The sequence below is a fragment of the Fulvivirga imtechensis AK7 genome, assembly GCF_000331535.1.
GTDB classification, from domain to species: Bacteria; Bacteroidota; Bacteroidia; order Cytophagales; family Cyclobacteriaceae; genus Fulvivirga; species Fulvivirga imtechensis.
Map to the genome: position 1 here is coordinate 140,805 of NZ_AMZN01000006.1, position 18,543 is coordinate 159,347.

Sequence of the window (18,543 nt, forward strand, 5' to 3'; positions counted from 1 at the left end):
TAACACCTCAACCGGCGGTTTGGCGTAACAAATGTTACACTATAGGAAGAGTTCTTTCACGATCATAAAGCTACCCATTACCAACACAAACCAGCCAAAACCCGTTTTGAGCTTTCGTCCGTCAATAGAGTGCGCCAGAAAAGTGCCCAGGAAGATTCCTACAATGGCTATTGCGGAAAATATCCCCAGAAATGCCCAGTTGATCGGTTCACCAGCCTGTACATCGCCAATGAAGCCGATGAGTGATTTCACGGCAATAATGAGCAGTGAAGTGCCTATAGCCATTTTCATGGGGAGTTTGGCAAACAGTACGAGCGCAGGAATGATCAGGAAGCCACCTCCGGCACCTACAAGGCCGGTAAGCGTACCTACTACCAGACCTTCCACAATGATCATCGGGTAGTTGAATTTCAATGGTTTATCTTCTTCCTCTGCTGTTGAAATAACATTACCTTTTTTGTTTCGGATCATAGATACCGAAGCAAAAACCATCAGGAAAGCAAAGAGCAATAAGATCCCTGTATCCTTTGTCAGGGCAAAATTGCCCAATGTAAGCCATGTTTCGGGCAAAGCTGGCACAAGTAACAAACGGGTAAGATAAACGGCTATAAACGCGGGTATGGTAAATACAATCCCCGTTTTATAGCTCACCAGTCCTTTTCGGGCATAATTGATACCCCCGATCAAGGCGCTAAATCCTACGATAAATAATGAGTAAGCTGTGGCCAGTACGGGTTCCACGCCCATGAGGTAAACCAACACCGGCACAGTAAGTATTGAACCACCGCCACCGATCAATCCCAACGATACGCCAATGGCTGCAGCTCCAACGAATCCTGCTATTTCTATTATGGTCATTTTGTTTCTGTTTGTAAATGTTTCTAAAATGTACAATGCAAAGGTAGGTGGCTTCGGTAGGGGAGTGCGTAACTTTTGTTACGTTGCGGCTCGCAGTTCTGAGTTCACTGTTCTGAGTTCACTGTTCTGAGTTCACTGTTTTCAGGCACTAACCGTTTTGAGTTCTTAGTGCTCATTTTTAGAGAGAAGAGGTGGGCCATACACCAGCTTCCCGCTTCCCGCTTGAGCTTGGCCCTGTGCCACCCCTTTGTGGTGTTTTCACCAAGAAACCTTTGGGTGGCGTGTGTGGTGGCGCGAGGTGTTTTTTAAGTATATAAAGGCATTTGTAATACTGTGAAATTGGAGAAACATTCTTGAAACCTAAACTTGGCACCTTTATAAAATACCTGACTCTACAAGTCGTTGCATTTTTTGCACTTGGGATAATGTTTTATATTTTCACTTCCCCTAATCCATTTGAATTAAAGCTTTACGGATGGTGGTTGTTGCCAGTTGGTGTTGCAATTGGTTTAACCTTTGGGACAAGGAAGTTTCAACTTGTTATTTCCGACACAAATGACCAGGAAAAAGTAAAGCAATGGACATTACAATTTCTTTCTGAAAATGGACTTAATGTTAAGGATAGCAATGAAAATGAGACGACATTAGAATCATTGAAAAACTATAATCGACTATTCAGTAATTGGTTTGGGACGGAGCTAATTTCAGTAAGGCAAACGGACGCAAAAATAATTATTGGTGGACCATTCAGACTAGTTGATAGACTTGCTGACTCAGTGGACACCAAATTAAGATACGAAAAACGTTAAATTAAGGCGAGTTCGATATAAAATGCTTAAAAATAGGCGGTCATCCTGTCTGTTCCGAACGTGCCTAACTTGCCCTCGGGGAGGCATCCAACAACTTCAGTTGATTTTGTGGATAATGACATTACGCCAGCATTACCACAGAAGAAACTGAGGAAACAGAGATCGCAAATTCTTTCAATGCCTTCAAAGAATTACCCGCGTTATTGACTGATGTCTTGCCCGATAAATGGAAACCAACTGATTAACCCATGGCTGGCACAAGGACGGCCCCAAGATAGCATGAATACGGTACAAATGCCGGGGCACTGAAATTTGAGCCTGTTGATTTAACTTAGTAGTATGGAGAAGCGGGATTGGAGAGATTAAAGATCAAGTGTGTGTAGGAAGGTAAGTATGTAATAAATCCATTCAATATGGTGAAATATGTGTGGGAGAATTGAGTAGGTTGAGACTTATTTTATGAGTTGTTCAAAAAAAAGTTATAATAGTTTATGTAATGTTTTGTTGAAAATAAATAATTAAATAGGCTTTTGGGGCTTTTAGGTAGTAGTATTGCCAATATAATTACATGAATTATTCAGATATTTAATGTAAGCAAACCATGCTTTTTAATTTTTAATAAAGTTTTGAGCCTGTTATGTTTGAAACTTTATCAATTTGGAATTTATGTCTAAGTCTATTCAGTTGGTTCTTTTCGGCCTCTTATTTTTGGCCACAGCTACCCTTTATTACTTCCATTTTTCTCAACAGAAAGTTGCCTATGTAGATTCTGCAAAACTCATCAACGGCTACCAGGGAATGGTTGAGGCAAGAAAAGAATTTCAGCAAAAATCTTCAGTTTGGAAAGCTAATATTGACACCCTGGCGCAGGAGGTCCAAAGCGCCATTCAGGACTATGAGCGCGAGAGTGCCGGAATGACCGCCAGGGAAAAAGAACTTTCCAAAGAACTGATAAGAACTAAACAAAAACAGTTAAGCGATTATCAGCGGGCCATGAATGAAAAGGCAGGCCAGGAGGATGCACAAATGACTGCTCAGGTATTGGATCAGGTAAATGCTTACATCCAACAGTATGGCAAAGAACATGGATACAGGATTATACTTGCCGCCACCGAATATGGCAATATAGCCTATGCTGAAGAAGGATTGGATATCACAGCACAGGTACTTGAGGGGTTAAATAAAAGCTATGCAGGGCAGTAAAATTCTTTCATACGGAAATTTCGCTGTGCTGATAGCAGGATCTCTTCTGTTCACGCTTGGCTGCAAGCCCACGTATTTAAGTGAAGAAGGGCTTAAAAGCTATGTGCTGGACCCGGACAATGAACTGACGAAGGAAATAAGCTATAAGGATTACAGCGTAAAAGTGACCTTCCGACCGGCCGACCTTCTCATAGCCCAGGAAACAGGTGGTGAGACAGAAGTGGAGAAGGAAGAATTGGAGCGGTTGAGACAAAAGTACAGCGATCACTATTACTTCATTCTGAGCTTGTCCAGGGATAACAAAGAGGCGCACTATCAGACAGGACAGGGATTCGGCCAGTTCAGCGAATTGGTGCAGAGACTTTCTTTCAGAATGCATGAATACGTCAATCTAACTACATCAGCACAAGATACCATACATGTAGGAGATTACATATTTCCCCGGACGTATGGAATGGGAGGGGCAACCAACCTGATGTTTGCATTCAACAGAGAAAAATCTATTGGCAAAGAGTGGTTGCAGTTGAACTTAAAGGAGTTTGGACTGGGAGTTGGCAACCAGAATTTCAGGTTTCGGATTGAAGATATTGAAACAGTACCAAAAATAAATTTTAAAGAAAAATAAGCCGGTCTCATTTTTTTGAGACTACCATATTGTATTATGCCTGTTGGCGGAAATGAAAAACAAATCACTATGAACAAGTTTACATCAATTGTTTTGATGTTGCTGCTGTTATTGTCGGCTGCAACCTATGCTCAAAAGAACGGCAAAAATCCCAACTCCAATGGGAATGAAGACAATGGGAGAGTTAACCTGCTGCTTCCCCACGGAAACATTGGTATTAATACACTTACCCCTTCGGAAAGGCTGGAAGTAATTGGGAATGTCAGGGTGAGCAACACGCTTTTTGTTAATGACATTGATGTTGTTGGCCTAAAAGCAGTAAATATTACTGTATCTGAAGATGCCAGTATTGGAAGGAACCTGTTCGTCAATGGTAATGTCGGTATAGGAGTAGCGAATCCTGTCGAACGCCTGGAGATCAGCGGGAACCTGAAGGTTAGCGATGGCATATTCAGCAACACACTTGATGTAAATACCTTCACAGGGGAGAACGGAACGTTCAATCAGAACCTGTTGATTAGACAAAACCTGAATGTAGATGGTCTAACTGGTCTTGGTGTTGCCAATCCTACAGAGCGTCTGGAAATCAGCGGCAATCTCAAAGTCAGCGATGGCATCTATAGCAACACACTGGATGTAAACACTTTCACTGGCGAAAATGGCACTTACAACCAAAACCTGCTGGTGAAGCAAAATTTTAATGTAGAAGGCCTTACAGGTCTTGGTGTAGCTAACCCGACAGAGCGTCTCGAGATCAGCGGGAACATGAAAGTCAGCAATGGTATTTTCACAGAAACGGCAGAAGGTACTTCATACAGTTTTCAGGATGGAGCTCTCAGCAATAACCTTTCTGTGGGAGGCAATACTGTAATTAGTGGAAATACAGGGTTGGGAGTAGCAGCGCCTACGGAAAGGCTTGATGTGAACGGAAATGTAAAAGTGAGTAACACCCTTTTTGCGAATACGCTGGAAAGTGAAGAGTTGATATTGGAAAATGGAACGATTAATAATCAATTATCTGTAGGGGGCAATACGCTGGTTAATGGCAATGTTGGTATAGGAATTACCTCACCAACAGAAAAACTACATGTAGCCGGTAACATCAAAGCAACGGGCAATATTACAGGAGCAGCGCTTTCAGTGAGCCAGGGTAGCTTTTCCGGTAATGTAAACCTGGCAAAGAATCTTAGCGTAACCGGGACATCTGATTTTACAGGTAAAGTAACTACCCGAGATCTGACAGTGCTCAACACACTGGAGCTGAAAAACGGCCTTACACTTGGCAACGCACTGGGTATAGGAGTGGCTACACCCGAAGCCACCCTGCATGTTGCCGGTGATGGCAAGTTTGAGGGCAACATAACGGCGGTAAAGCTCATTGTACAGGATTTGGAAGTAGCCAACCTGGATCTGGGCGCTCAGAATGGAGAGATCCGTTTCGGTGAAGACATGTTCGTAGGCGGGAGCGTAGGTATTGGCACAGAGCTTATCGATGGATACAAACTCTCCGTTAACGGAAAGATAAGAGCCAGTGATGATATAAAAGTATACCCTTCTTCTCAGTGGTCCGACTTCGTTTTTGAAGAAGATTATAACCTGCGTCCCCTTGAAGAAGTAGAAGCATTTATCAAAGAAAACAAGCATTTACCTGAAGTCCCCTCTGCACAGGAAGTGGAAGGTTCAGGAATTGACCTTGGCGCTATGGATGCCAGGCTGCTTCAAAAAATAGAAGAATTGACCCTTTATATGATTGAGATCAAAAAGGAGAACGAGAAGCTGAAAGCAGAAGTGGAAGTCCTGAAGAAGAAGCTCGACTAGTTCCGGTAATGAATTCAATCATATTCAACAAAACAGATCAGTTATGATTCGAAAAAGAAAGTTGATGAAAGGAATGGCCGTTTTTCTGGCTGTACATACAATTTTTTCTGCGGTGGCGCCTACTGTATCTTATGCGCTGACGGCTGGACCAACCGCACCTGAGGCTACCAGTTTTGAACCTGTGGATACTACGGATATGGTGAACCTGGCTTCCGGTGATCTGGCTTACAATATTCCGTTGCTTGAGGTGCCTGGACCGTCTGGTGGCTATCCCTTGTCACTATCCTATCATGCTGGAATACAGACTAATGAAGATGCTTCCTGGACTGGTTTAGGTTGGTCTGTAAATCCTGGCGCTATTACAAGAAATGTAAATGGCTATGCTGATGATCATTTTCATGTAAATAATACATCAAGATTCTATTGGGAAGGAGGGGAAAGGAAAACTCATTCAGTCGGAGTTTCTGTTGGTATCCCTGGTACACCGGCATCAATGAATGGTGGGGTTTCCTTTTCACATGATACGTATCTCGGAATGGGTTTTGGAGTTAGACTTGGGGCCGGAGCCAGCTTAGCGAATTCTCCATTTGATGTAGGCGTAACTGTTGGAACAAGTCCATACGGAGGCAGCTATGCCAGTGCCGGAATTGGCGTTGGAATCCGATCTTCTGAAAATAGTACTGCCAGTCTGTCCGCCGGGTTGTCGGTTTCAACAAATTTTGAATCTGTAAATGTTGGAGGAACAGCCGGTGTTAATGTAATGGGTACGTCTATTTCGACCGGAAGCGGGGTAAAGCCATCCTTGAGCGTGGGTGGAGCCAGCATAAGTAGACATAACAGTAAAAGTGGAAATTTGAGCCAGAATGCTTGGGGGCTCACAGTTCCAATACCGGTTTTTTATGGGGTTTGGTTGAATTTAGGTTATAACTATCGTAGATACTGGATAGATGAGACCGAGAACCTTTATACTAATGGAGCTTTATATTACCCAAATTTTGAAACCGATAAATCCTGGCTCGATACGAGAGACTATGATACATATTCTCTACTTGATCCCACTTTAGAGGGGGGAATTATAGAAAATGCTGATGCCAATGAGGTTTTGGGTGGTTCTTTGGTGAATTATGATGATTATTTTGTGCATGCTCAGGGAGTTGTAGGTGGTATGCGTCCATATTTATTCAAAAGGCACCTTCTTAAAAGAAATAAATTTGATATAAAGGACTTTGATGATGATAATGCTACTGAGAGACGAGACTATATGGTTTCATATCCCCTTGGTTATAATGAAGAAAAGGTGGAGTTCAGATTTATTAATGACTTTTCGAATCGTCATTTATATAGGTCCTCCGAGATTATAAATAAGCAAAACACCGCAGATCCCTTAGATTATAATTTCGATGGAGAGGTTAAGACTGGAGAGAAAGGTGACGATGGTTACAAGGAGAATCATTTAGCCGGGTCCAAAAATATCAGGTGGTTTACCCATAGACAAATTACAGATAAAGAGCAAGAGGTTCTAGATAACGGCTTTATTGAAACAAGCTCTCCTGGATTCAAAAGGGGAGATTGGCCCGATGATCAGATTGGTGGCTTTATTATAACTAATGAAAGCGGTATTAAATATCACTTTTCTCTACCTGCTGCCAGCTATGGTGAATACATGCGCTCTCAAAATATTACAAGAGAAGATGGAAGAACTTTTAATGAATTTAAAAAGCCGGAGAGATATGCCTATACATGGTATTTAACGGCTATAACGGGTCCGGATTTTGTTGACAGAGGGCCTTCAGGTGAGCCTGATGGTATTCTTAATGAATATGATTGGGGCTATTGGGTTGCTTTTGATTACGGACTTTGGTCCGATAACTATCAGTGGAGAACTCCATCTATTGGTACTCATAGAGATCTTGATCAAAATTTTGAGAATTATTCATACGGGAAAAAGGAGGTTTACTATTTGAATAAAATCTACACAAAATCTCATACAGCTTTTTTTGTCAAGGAAATACGTGCTGATGGAAAAGGAGTGGTTAATCGAAACGGAGGACATTACAAATTAAGATCATCCGAATATGATCAATGCAGGGATGATTGTGAACTGGATTGTGATAGAGATGGCTATGAAGATTGTCAATGTGACTCCAGGTGTGAAGGGTTAAGTGATGAAATGCAAATAGATTTACCTGTATCTACGTTGCGTCTCGATAAGATATTACTGTGTAAAAATTCTGAATTGAATGGTATCGATCAGGTGGAAGCAAAAGCTCAGAATTATAACTATCAATCATCGCTCGTGCATCATTTTGGTGACAATGTATTGGATGTCCATGATGAGGAAAATATTCAACTGACAGAAAGATCATTAAGAAGTATTGTATTCACACATGATTATTCTTTGGCGCCACAGACGTCCAATAGTTTTGACCCCAACGGAGATAACTATCTTGACGGCAGCAGGAATACTTATTTAAAAGGAAAACTGACTTTGAAGGGCCTGCAGTTTAATGGCAAGTCAGGTGTTTCGTTGGTACCTCCAATGTCATTTGAATATGATATAGATGAATCTGGTACAGCCGATTTGAGCGGAGAGATTGTTGTCGATAAGTCACATATATTGTCAGAGGGGGATATTATTAAGTTTGGTCATCAGAATAAAACTTACTATGCAGTTATTACGAGATACGAAAGTACCATATCTGACCCACGATTTAGACTCAAGTATTTAAATGGTAGTCCTACAACTTCATTTATTGAAAACGTCTCCATAAGTAAAACTAAAAATCCACCGTATAATCAGGAACAGTATGATATTTGGGGTCTATATAAACCAGATGTAGACATAGATGTGGTAGAGCAAGATGAGAATCTTGGAAGAATGGTATCATTTGTATCCAGTAAAGCAAGTGATGCCTGGTCGTTAAGAGGTATTAATACAAGTATGGGTTCTTCGATCTCCTTGAGTTATGAATCTGATACTTACAAGCAATCTCCGCTTTACAAGGCTTATAACCTTAAAGTTACCGAACTAGAGCCTTTAAGTAGCGGACAAGTTAAGGTTCATCTTGGTCAAAGCGCAATAGACTTAAGCAAGATTAAATACATAGATATATTAGGAGTGGTGGCATATCCCTATGTTGATGGATGGTATTATGATAATCTTTCCTGTGGAAATACAGGTTTTTATAGTTTTGATTCCGATTTATTCGACTTTAAGAATGAAGAAGTTATTGATGCTGGAGTGGATTTTATTACAATTAAGAATCCACAACTTTACAACATAATTACTTTAGACAAAGGAACTGTCCAAGAATCAGGACCGGGCCACCCCGATTGCGGAAACGAGTATCACGAAGTAGACTATTCTGGGGATGTCGATCTGCTTGGGGCTAACATTTCTTTTAGGACCGACCTGAATAATGCAGGCGGAGGGCTTCGGGTTAAAAAGATTGCAATTAATTCACTCATCGATTCACACAGCACCATCTATGACTATAGAAATGGTGTGACATCCTTTGAGCCTTATAAGATGGGTCAATATCTCGATCTAAGTTTCCCAAAGAATGATTATTACAATGATGATAGACTAGTTGACTATCAAAAAAAGAAGTCCGATCTGAATAAACAATACCAAAAGCTTGTTTGGGGAACCTTTGAAGAATTACTTGCTAATGCCGCGGAAGCACCTGCTCCGGGAATTGTTTACCAAGAAGTCGAGGTTTCTGAAGTAGCAAATGGTGTCGAAATTCCTAATTCCACGGTATATAGTTTTGAGGTATTTAATAAAGGAATGGTTGGGATTGATTATTCCAATGAAGAATTAACTGCCCTTGAAGGAATTTTGGATGGAGATGAAACCCGTGAAATACCACCATATGATACTGTAAGAACAAGGCATGTTACTGTCAAAGATTATACTACAAGAGTAGGTAATTTAAAAACGATTACACTTTATGATGCGGGGAACAACAAGGTCAGTGAAACAATAAACCATTACCTTTCTGATGGTATTGAAGAAGAACTCCTTGCCCAGGGGTACGAGGGTGACAATCAATTGTATGATGCCAATAAGGAAGTGTATGAGAGTAAGCTGGATGCCTATAAGCAACAAGGTGTGGTTCATGAGAATTTTTCAGAAGCCAGATTTTTAAGGCAAGAGTATAAAAAGCAGGTAAAATATGATAACCTTCCATTTGCTTTTAAAACAAATGCATATCACTTGCTCGGGGTTGTCACTCAAAAGGAAGAATATCCTTCTATTCAAATAGGGCAGACGAATATTAACTATAAAACAGGAATAGTTACTTCCAGTGAAAACCTGGCTTTTGATTTCTATTCTGGTCAGGTTGTTAAGATACTCACAAAGGATAGCTACGGCAACTACTATATGACTGAAGAACAACCTGCTTATAGAAAATATGAGGCAATGGGATTGGCCATCTATGGAGGCAAAAACATGCTGATCCAATCTGCCGGCAGAAATATGTTTAAAGTGGAGAGGGCAAATCACAAACCAATTGGTCTCGTTTCAGCAACCGTTCAGACCTGGAGTAATGGCATCAAAGTAGTTGAGGAAATCGGCGAAAATGATATTTGGAGAAAGCAAGCTTCTTTTGTATGGAATGGAGATTGGCCATCAAATCCTGACGGAACCTATCCTGTTGATCATTTTGTATCGAACTCTTTCAATTATGAGAATTTATCGTCAAATATTGAATGGGAAAAGCAAGCGGAGATCACTTTGTATGATATGAATTCTCATTCTCTTGAAGCTACCGACATCAACAATAATTATGCTGCAGTAAGAATGGATCCATTATATGAAAAGGTTCTAATCTCTGTTGCTAATGGATCGTATGATGAAATTGGCTACTCAGGTGCTGAAAATTTATCTTTTAGCACAAAGGAGGGAGGTGTAAACAGCGGAGAGGGCATTGCTACCACAGCCAGAAGCCATACTGGGAAATATAGTCTTCAGGTTGCGTTCAATACAGAGGGATTCAATTATCACCTGGGGCAAAGTGCGGATCTTTCCAAAATGTATAAGGCCAGCGTTTGGGTGTATATGCCTGGTGAAAGTGAAACAGATGACCAGATTTCTAAAATTCAGCTTTACTACAAGGTAAATGGCCAGGAGTATATATCGCACCCGAATGTTAACAAGAACAAATCTAAAAATTGGTACTTGCTTGAAGCAATTATAGATCCCAAAGGTGCCGATGAGGTTTATATAGGGTGCAGGAATCTCTCTTCCAGGAGTGTTTACTTTGATGACTTCCGAGTCAATCCAGTCAGTGCGGTAGTAACATCCTACGTATATGATCCCGTGACTGGTGAGCTTAGCTATATATTGGATCAGAATAACTTTTATACTCATTTTGAATATGATGCACTAGGAAGGCTGGTTCGAACTAGTAGAGAAATGTTGAATTTCGATTTCGGTCAAGGTAAGGAAAGCTTTAAAGCAGATAAAACACTTAGTGAGATCATTTACAACTACGGGGAAAAAGAATAATTCTTAACCTTTTAAGAGAAAGGAAATGAAAATAAAATACTTATTAATTTGCGCAACTTTTCTGCTGTTGTGTAACAGCAATTTTGCTCAGCAGTATGAGGAATTTGTCTGTCCTGCTAATTCATCGTCAAGTTACCTTCAGCAGGATCCTAAAGCCGGAAGGTCTAACAAATGCTGTAGCAAGGGGACCCAGGTAAAATTAGAATATTCTGGCGATACACAAATAGTTAAATCCGCTGAAGCGGTCAGGTTGGATAACACTCCCGGTCCGCATAGAGTTAGGTTAGATGTGGAGTGGAATGCTCAGGGCGAAGGTGTTGTACTCTTTGATATCTATTATAGGCGCATGAGATCAGGTGGTACATTCTGTAATTGTGATTTTGAAGCCTGGACGCTGCTTTACACCTATAAAATTACCAGAAAGTCTATAAGTCCGGGAGGGAGCTTGTCAGGCACGGCTGTAAGAACAACAAAAGATGAACAGAGTTTAATTAACTTTCCGCTGACATACCAAAAAGCAAGTAATTACGACTATGATGTGAACAAAATCAGGTGGTATATCAATGGGCAATTGGATGGCGATGCTACTGGAACAAACACAATATCAATTAGTCCAAAAGCCAAACAAATAGGTGATTACACGATAACAACTGAAGTATACAATCTTTGTAACGAGTGGAAATCCGGTCCTTCCTCTACTATTTCCATCAAGCCCACGTGCTATCAGGACAATCCAAATTCATCGAGCTTGTCTTTAACAGGCCCCGGTTTAACAGTTCATTCGGAGGGCTATGAAGTGGAAAAAGATAATAGCTACACGATTGGAGTATCCGGAGTTACTGATTTTGACTATCACTATGATTTGTCACATGACGGAGGCGAAGACATAAGCCTGACCAGCAAGCAACTCGTAATGAACGCGGAGCTAGGAAGCTATAGAGTTGAAGCAAGCAGAAAGGGAGGAAGAGAGGAATGTCCGGTTATTAATCCTATGAGCGTTTTTGTTGGAGGACACGATTTAACAATTGAGGACAATTGCCTTATAACTCTTCCTGAAGATCTTTCTGATTTTCTTGATAAACCCATTGTTCCAGGAGAGCCGGCACTTGAGCATTTTGCAGCCACAGTTACGAGCAAAAAGGGATTTATCATAAAGCCAGGAATTGTCTTAAGCAAGGGGGCGGAATTAATTTTAGATTATAATGAACCTGTCATAGATGACTCTGAACTTGATCCCAATAAAAATTTCATTCAAACTACTTCATATGATGAATATGGGAGAATCTTAAGACAAAGCAGACAATATTTTGATGACCGGGGTAGGGCTACTCAATCTCAATACAAGAATTTGACCAAGGACGTCTTGTTGGCCTCAGAGGTGCTCTATGATGGTCAAGGAAGGACAGTCATCAACACATTAACGGCTCCCGTTAAATCCGGTACTTTTGAGGAAACTGTGGATGAGTGTGGAGACAATGTTCAAATAGGGGCCAAAGTCAGATTTGAATTTAAAGAAAAATTTGTGACTGACGCTAACAATACAAAATATGACTATAAGAAATTTGATGGAGCAAAAGAGGTTTCTCCTGAGCCGGTTGGTAGCACTGAAGAAGGCACCTTGGGGTGGTACTACAGTGACAATAATGGAGAAAGTGCTGATGAAAAGTTGAATGAGCCACTAGTGGCAACTACAAGCTATCCCTATACAAGAACCGTGTTTCATCATGATGGTACTGAAGACATAAAAAGTATTTCGAAGCCAGGAGACGTTTTTCGTATCGGAGGGGGGCATACAGGGGAAACAGATAAAGAGGAGGTGGATAATGGTGATTCATATCTTGACGACTACCTGGCTATTCGTGAAAATGAGCTGGGACTAAAAAGGCCAACGGTTTATGAAGGCAATTTCTTCAAAACCGTGAATACTGATGGACAGGGATATACTTCCATAACTTACCAGGATATCGCGGGAAACGGCATTATTTCGCTGTACCTGGCCAACCAAACCACTCCTGTGACTAGAAGTTACCAGTTTTACAACAATCTCAATCAGTTGATCGTAAGTCTGTCACCAAATGGATGGCAACAGTATAACAGCGGAGTGAATTTTGATGAAGTGGACAAAACATCCTACTCGTACGATGTAAAAGGGCAGTTGATCGCTACTCAGGAAACAGATGCGGGAAGAACTGAATTTGTTTACCGTAAAGATGGCAGCATACGCTTTTCACAAAATAGCGAGCAGCGAAAGGAGGAAAAATATTCTTACACTCATTATGACAAAACTGGACGCCCCGTGGAATCGGGAGAATATACTCCGGTATTTGATGGTATCAGGTTTAACAGCCAGCAAATGCGTGCGATCCTGGAGGATGTCAGCGTGGATGGCGGGCTTTCAAAGGACCTGGGGATACGCACTGATGTAATATATACCTATTATGATTTGCCTGACCCTGATCTTCCGGTAGATCGGAAACAGCGATTTGTTCATGGGGCGGTTTCTTATTCTAAAAATGAAAATACCACCATATGGTACAGCTATGATGAGCAGGGGAGTATCGAGTGGTTGGTACAGGATATTGTGGGACTGGGTATCAAAATTGCAGACTACAGATATGGGCCTACGGGTGATGTACGAGAGGTGGCCTATCAGAGAGGTAATGCGGGGACGGACTTTTATCATTATTACGACTACGATACTGATGGCAGGCTCAGCAGGATATATACAGCCACCGAACCCCTGGTGTACGACCATTTTGGAGAGTTGACCAATCCTGAAGTGTTGAAGCAGCAGGCATTATACGACTACTACCTGCATGGGCCTTTGAAGCGTGTAGAGCTGGCCGACCAGTTGCAGGGAATAGATTATATATATACCGCTGACGGAGCCCTGAAAGGCATCAATAGCGGTAATCCTGATCAGGATCCGGGTGAAGATGGCATCACCAATGATTTTCAGGCCGATGTGTTCGGTATGACGCTGGATTATTACAATAACGACTACCGTAGTGCTGCTTTAGGCACTGTTAGTCTGAGCGGTAGTGGTGTGGCGCAACAGTTTACTGGTAACATCCGAGCTCAGAGCTGGTTCAGCCCTGTAGACAATGGACAGATGAGAGGTTATGTATACACTTATGACAAAAGGAACCAGTTGCAGGAAGCCAGGTGGGGTAATGCCATGCCAACAACTTCTGGTTTTGGCTTTGTTGCTGATCCTACTGAAGCCTTTAAAGTCGCCATTTCGGAGTATGACCTCAATGGAAATATCAGGCAACTGAACCGCAAAGCGGAGCAGGGAGCGGGCATAGCGCAGTTTGTTTACCACTATAAAGAACATACCAATCAGTTGACTGATGTTACTGATGCCAGCCAGCCCTTCAGAGGCTATGAGTATAACGACATTGGCCAGATGACCAGGCAACAGAACACTGATGGAGAGCTGTACCAGCAGTACGATGTATCGGGTAAATTGATGGGATCATATAAAAGCTATGACGAAGCCACAGGCATATATACCGATCCGGTAGTAACCTTTACTTATGATGATCGTGGCTTCAGGGTATCAAAAATATCTTACGAGGACGGACTGCAAAAGCAACGCACCTGGTATGTGCGAGATCCTTCGGGATCATTGCTGAGCCTTTACGAGCAAGACCTGGAGACTGACGACCCTGCAAAACAGACTGAGATACCTATCTACGGATCCGGGCGTATTGGTCTTTACAAACCTCAGGCAACAATACACCAACATTTGTACGAACTTAGTGATCATCTGGGTAACGTAAGAGCTGTTATTGGTGAGGATATCTCTGTAGAATATTTAGCCACAATGGAGACCGAGAGGGAGAATAATGAGGATATGGCCATAGATGGTAACTTTGAAAATATTCAGCGAATATCTACAGCAGATAGAATAAATCATACCCCTTCTGTGGTAATAGAAGATGGGATTGAATATACGATCAACGATCCTAACGAAGTTGTCAGATTAAATGGCTATCACAATATCACCGAGGGGCCCGGTATATTACTTGAAGTTTCCCCCGGAGATAAAATTGAAGTAGAAGTATATGTGAAATACCTGGACCTACGAAGAGATGAGGGAATTGGAGCGACTGCTTTGCTTGCTTACTTAATGGGTGGAATACATAACCCGGCCTATACACAAACGTCTGTTGAAGGTGGGGGTGCTCTTATAACAGACAGATTAAATAATGTTTCAGCTTTAATAGGTGCTACATCTGATATTGATGTTCCTGAAGCTTTTCTGAATTATCATTTTCTGGATCACAACCAAAATCCAGTGCATGGGCAATTGGACTTTATTCAGATTTCAGACGCGGCAGCAATAGATCCATTAAATATTGATAAAACGCATGAGAAACTATATCTTGAAATAGAAGTGACTCAACCAGGATTTGCATATATTAACGTAACACATGACGCTCAGGAAAACGTTGATGTTTATTTTGATGATTTGAAGGTGACTCATACCTATGGAAACATTGTTGCAGGTTCTGATTATTATCCTTTTGGGCTTGCTATGGAGGGCAGGGAAATAACGCGAGAGGATTTCCGTTACGGATATCAAGGGCAATTCTCAGAGGAAGATGAAGAGACCGGATGGAACAGTTTTGAGCTCAGGATGTATGATCCTGTCATTGGTAGGTGGCTTACAACAGATCCTTACAGGCAGTTTGTAAGTCCTTATGTAGGTATGGGAAACAATCCAGCAAATGGGGTGGACTATGATGGTGGATTTTGGGATCAAGGGATCAATTCTAAGGGTGAAATAGTGTACGATAATGGAATTAACAATGGAAATGTTTACTTAGTTAATGATGGATATTCTGAACCCATTCAATCTTTGAGTCAGTTAAAGGAAAATTCAACACAAATTGTGGCTAATAACATTTGGATAGGAACAGAAAGTCAACTTAAAAATTATGTTCTATCACAATTTGCATTTGTTGATTTTGCGTGGCCTTATGCTGTCAGAATTAAAGAGTCTCTTAATCAAGGCTTTACAATGGATACGAAAAAGTTAATTAAGACGAGTGGAAGTGAAGTGATGCTCAAGCCGAAGGCAATTGAAGATTTTGCATTTGAAATCCGTTATAGCACATCACAAGGTAATGTAATATTAGGGAATGTGTATAATGTGCGAAACTCACTTGAACACGAAAAGCGTCATTTTATAACCACATTAACAATGATTAATAGTGGCATTGAACAAGTAGGTTTTTCAAGCTATGAGCGAGCGCGGGAATGGAGCGAGCAAGGTGCTATAACCTATCAAAGGAATAGACCTTCTTGGATTCGAACCAATGCGGCATTCAAGGCTTACACCCGAGATTATTGGAATAGAGTGACAATTAAACGATAATGACTTTACAAATAGTACTTTGCATTTTAATAATTGTAATCAGTTGCTCAGAGAGGAAGGACGCTGAATTCAACAATATACCAGCAGACATTTCAATGGAAGTGTCAATAAACTCTGTAGATACTATTTATGTCAATTTGCTTTTAAAATTTTCGGCATCACAAACTCATGACGTAACGTTAGATCATAAGGCTTTTACTACAGAATGTTTTTACTGGAAAGACAATAATGTATTGCAGGATTTTTTAAGTTCCAACTCAATAAACATTAATGAACTAATGAGGCAGTTTAGGTTTAATCAGGTAATTGTTGAAAACGAAGATGGAGAAATGAAGCTGTTATCAGTTGAAAGTAATTTTCCCTATGAAAAAGATTTTAAAGAGGTTAATTGCATGCTAGACTGGAAAGCAACAAAACAGATTGATGAAGGTAAAGATGCTAATTTTAAAGTTGAGGGAATAGATATACATAATCTTAAGATTAACAGATCGGATCGTAAAATTAGGCTTTACTATTCTTACTTATCTCGAGACAATGGGGAAACAATAATGGCTAGGTCCAATTGGGTTAATCTTCCCAATTAGATTTAAGGAGGCAGGATAGTAAATGAGTCCAAAGGAATTTTGTTGCTAATGGTCTTTTATTGCGATTGTGTAAAGGTGTTTGAAGGACTAATTCATTTATCTGCTGTTTGAATCAGCGATGTTGGAGATCTTGGAAGAGGATTATGAGTGAAATAACTATATCTGAGAAATGGGCTGAGATTATTGGAGACATGGAGGGAGATGACATTGTTCTCGAAATAAGAGTAGCTAGTGCAGATTTGGACAAGCAAAATGCTCTTCTAAAACTACTTAAGACCAAAAAATATAACGTGAAGTACTTTTTTGCTGGTCAGGAAATGGATTTGCCATCGACAGTTGGTTTTGAAACCTTTCTTAGTGACGAAAGTAAAGAAGTGATTATTGATTTGCGAACTTGTAAGTTGTATTATTATTTCAATGCAGTTAATGAGATGGAGTTTTATACAGATTCCGTTCTTCACTTAAGTGATAGAGAGGCAGCCACTTTGTTTGAATTCATTCATCAGCTAGGGAACTTCATGCATTCAAAGATTTATTTGTATATAGAATCGTATCCTCGGTATAGTTATGTATTCGATCCCACGAAGCCTAATAGGTAACTTTCTGTTTCAAACTAGTACAGTGCAATGTGTGGGTTCAAGAATCCTTTTTATTTATTTCTGATGCTTAATCTGATTGGTTGCAGCAAAAGCATTGATAAACTTGCCTTTATCGAAAAGTATGGAGATGAAAAGTTTGATGAATTTATTGACACTGCTATCCACTACAGAAAGCCAAAATGAGAATGGCGACTTACTCTATTTCGTAAGTACACTAATTGGTGAATGTGATAGTCCTATTATAATGACTGTAGATGCTTCCACCGGTGAGGTAAAAAAGGCAGATCTGCATTTGGTTTTGAAACGGTGTAGAAAGCAAGACTATCCTGACACGGTTTTATACAAGGAGTTGACAAAGAAATTCCTAAGATACAATATCACTTATTTGCAGGTAGATCAAGATACCAATGTGTACATAAATCTAAATCAAATAATGGCTAGACCAAACTTAATAAGATTATCTGTTACGGGGGGAAAAAATAATTTAGAAAAACTCGAACGCTTAAAAAACAACTGGTATGCGAAATATTGACGTATTACTCATTGGCCTTAAATATCTTTTAGAATTGAACAAGTCTTTATAAAGGAATATCTACAATATCTACAAATGACTAACTATCATTATAACTATGAAAACACTTTCTATTTTATTAGTGGCACTCTGGTTTTGTTTTACAAGTGAAGATAACAGCATTCAAAGCGATTCGTCACTTTTAACAAACGGAAGCCAGAAGAGTTGGTATCTGGCAGCAAAGTCTCCTGAAGGGAAGCACTTGTCCTGTAAAGCCACAAGTCCACAGTCGATGGATAACAAGTATATATTTTTTGCAGATGGCAAATTTGAACTTGATCACGGCGAAATAACAGAAGACCCTGATTGTGTAGACGAGGGATGTTGTATTGATCCGGTAAGCATAGCTGGAACATGGAGATTTATTAATGAGGGGGGAGGCCTGGAGGTTAAGGCTTTGCATAAAAAGGACGACAAGGATTATACCTTAGACCATGTGCTTTTCGAAGGTGTTATTCAAACTCTAGAGGAGGATCGCTTGGTTATATCTGCTTCAGGAATAATGCTGGAATTTCGTTCCAAATGATTTTCTCGTAATCGGGTACATATATATAAATTGATTTTTTAATAAACTT

10 protein-coding genes are annotated in these 18,543 nt (G+C 40.5%); 9 read left to right on the forward strand and 1 reads right to left on the reverse strand.

The genetic code is table 11. From position 1 onward, the window contains the following. Positions 1-39: 39 nt before the first annotated feature. The gene (locus C900_RS02440) at positions 40-858 is read right to left on the reverse strand and encodes a sulfite exporter TauE/SafE family protein (RefSeq protein WP_009577969.1); all 819 of its coding nucleotides are present in this window, start codon (positions 856-858) and stop codon (positions 40-42) included. Between the two features lie 353 nt (positions 859-1,211). Here C900_RS02440 and C900_RS02445 point away from each other — a divergent pair, with 353 nt between their 5' ends. From C900_RS02445 to C900_RS02490, 9 genes are all read left to right on the forward strand, one after another. After that, a complete protein-coding gene (locus C900_RS02445) occupies positions 1,212-1,667 on the forward strand; it encodes a hypothetical protein (protein ID WP_040495296.1) in 456 nt (151 codons plus the stop codon). Positions 1,668-2,333: 666 nt separating this feature from the next. Continuing rightward, a complete protein-coding gene (locus C900_RS02450) occupies positions 2,334-2,870 on the forward strand; it encodes an OmpH/Skp family outer membrane protein (RefSeq protein WP_085950821.1) in 537 nt (178 codons plus the stop codon). Further along, positions 2,857-3,495 (forward strand): hypothetical protein, encoded by a 639-nt coding sequence (locus tag C900_RS02455; protein WP_009577972.1) that lies wholly within the window; start codon positions 2,857-2,859, stop codon positions 3,493-3,495. The genes C900_RS02450 and C900_RS02455 overlap by 14 nt, the downstream gene beginning before the upstream one ends. 69 nt (positions 3,496-3,564) lie before the next feature. Further along, positions 3,565-5,313, forward strand: coding sequence for an autotransporter outer membrane beta-barrel domain-containing protein (locus tag C900_RS02460; RefSeq protein ID WP_157493856.1), 1,749 nt, complete (start codon positions 3,565-3,567; stop codon positions 5,311-5,313). 43 nt (positions 5,314-5,356) lie between these two features. After that, complete coding sequence (locus tag C900_RS02465) at positions 5,357-10,828, forward strand: hypothetical protein (RefSeq protein ID WP_009577974.1); 5,472 nt, start codon at positions 5,357-5,359, stop codon at positions 10,826-10,828. A 25-nt stretch (positions 10,829-10,853) separates the two neighbouring features. Beyond that, a complete protein-coding gene (locus C900_RS02470) occupies positions 10,854-16,214 on the forward strand; it encodes an RHS repeat-associated core domain-containing protein (protein WP_009577975.1) in 5,361 nt (1,786 codons plus the stop codon). Next, positions 16,214-16,798 carry a hypothetical protein gene (locus tag C900_RS02475; protein WP_040495299.1) on the forward strand — a complete coding sequence of 195 codons (585 nt, stop codon included), beginning with the start codon at positions 16,214-16,216 and terminating at the stop codon, positions 16,796-16,798. The genes C900_RS02470 and C900_RS02475 overlap by 1 nt, the downstream gene beginning before the upstream one ends. 143 nt (positions 16,799-16,941) lie before the next feature. Further along, positions 16,942-17,397, forward strand: coding sequence for a hypothetical protein (locus C900_RS02480; RefSeq protein ID WP_040495301.1), 456 nt, complete (start codon positions 16,942-16,944; stop codon positions 17,395-17,397). Between the two features lie 629 nt (positions 17,398-18,026). After that, the gene (locus C900_RS02490; RefSeq protein ID WP_009577979.1) at positions 18,027-18,494 is read left to right on the forward strand and encodes a hypothetical protein; all 468 of its coding nucleotides are present in this window, start codon (positions 18,027-18,029) and stop codon (positions 18,492-18,494) included. Positions 18,495-18,543 lie beyond the last annotated feature (49 nt).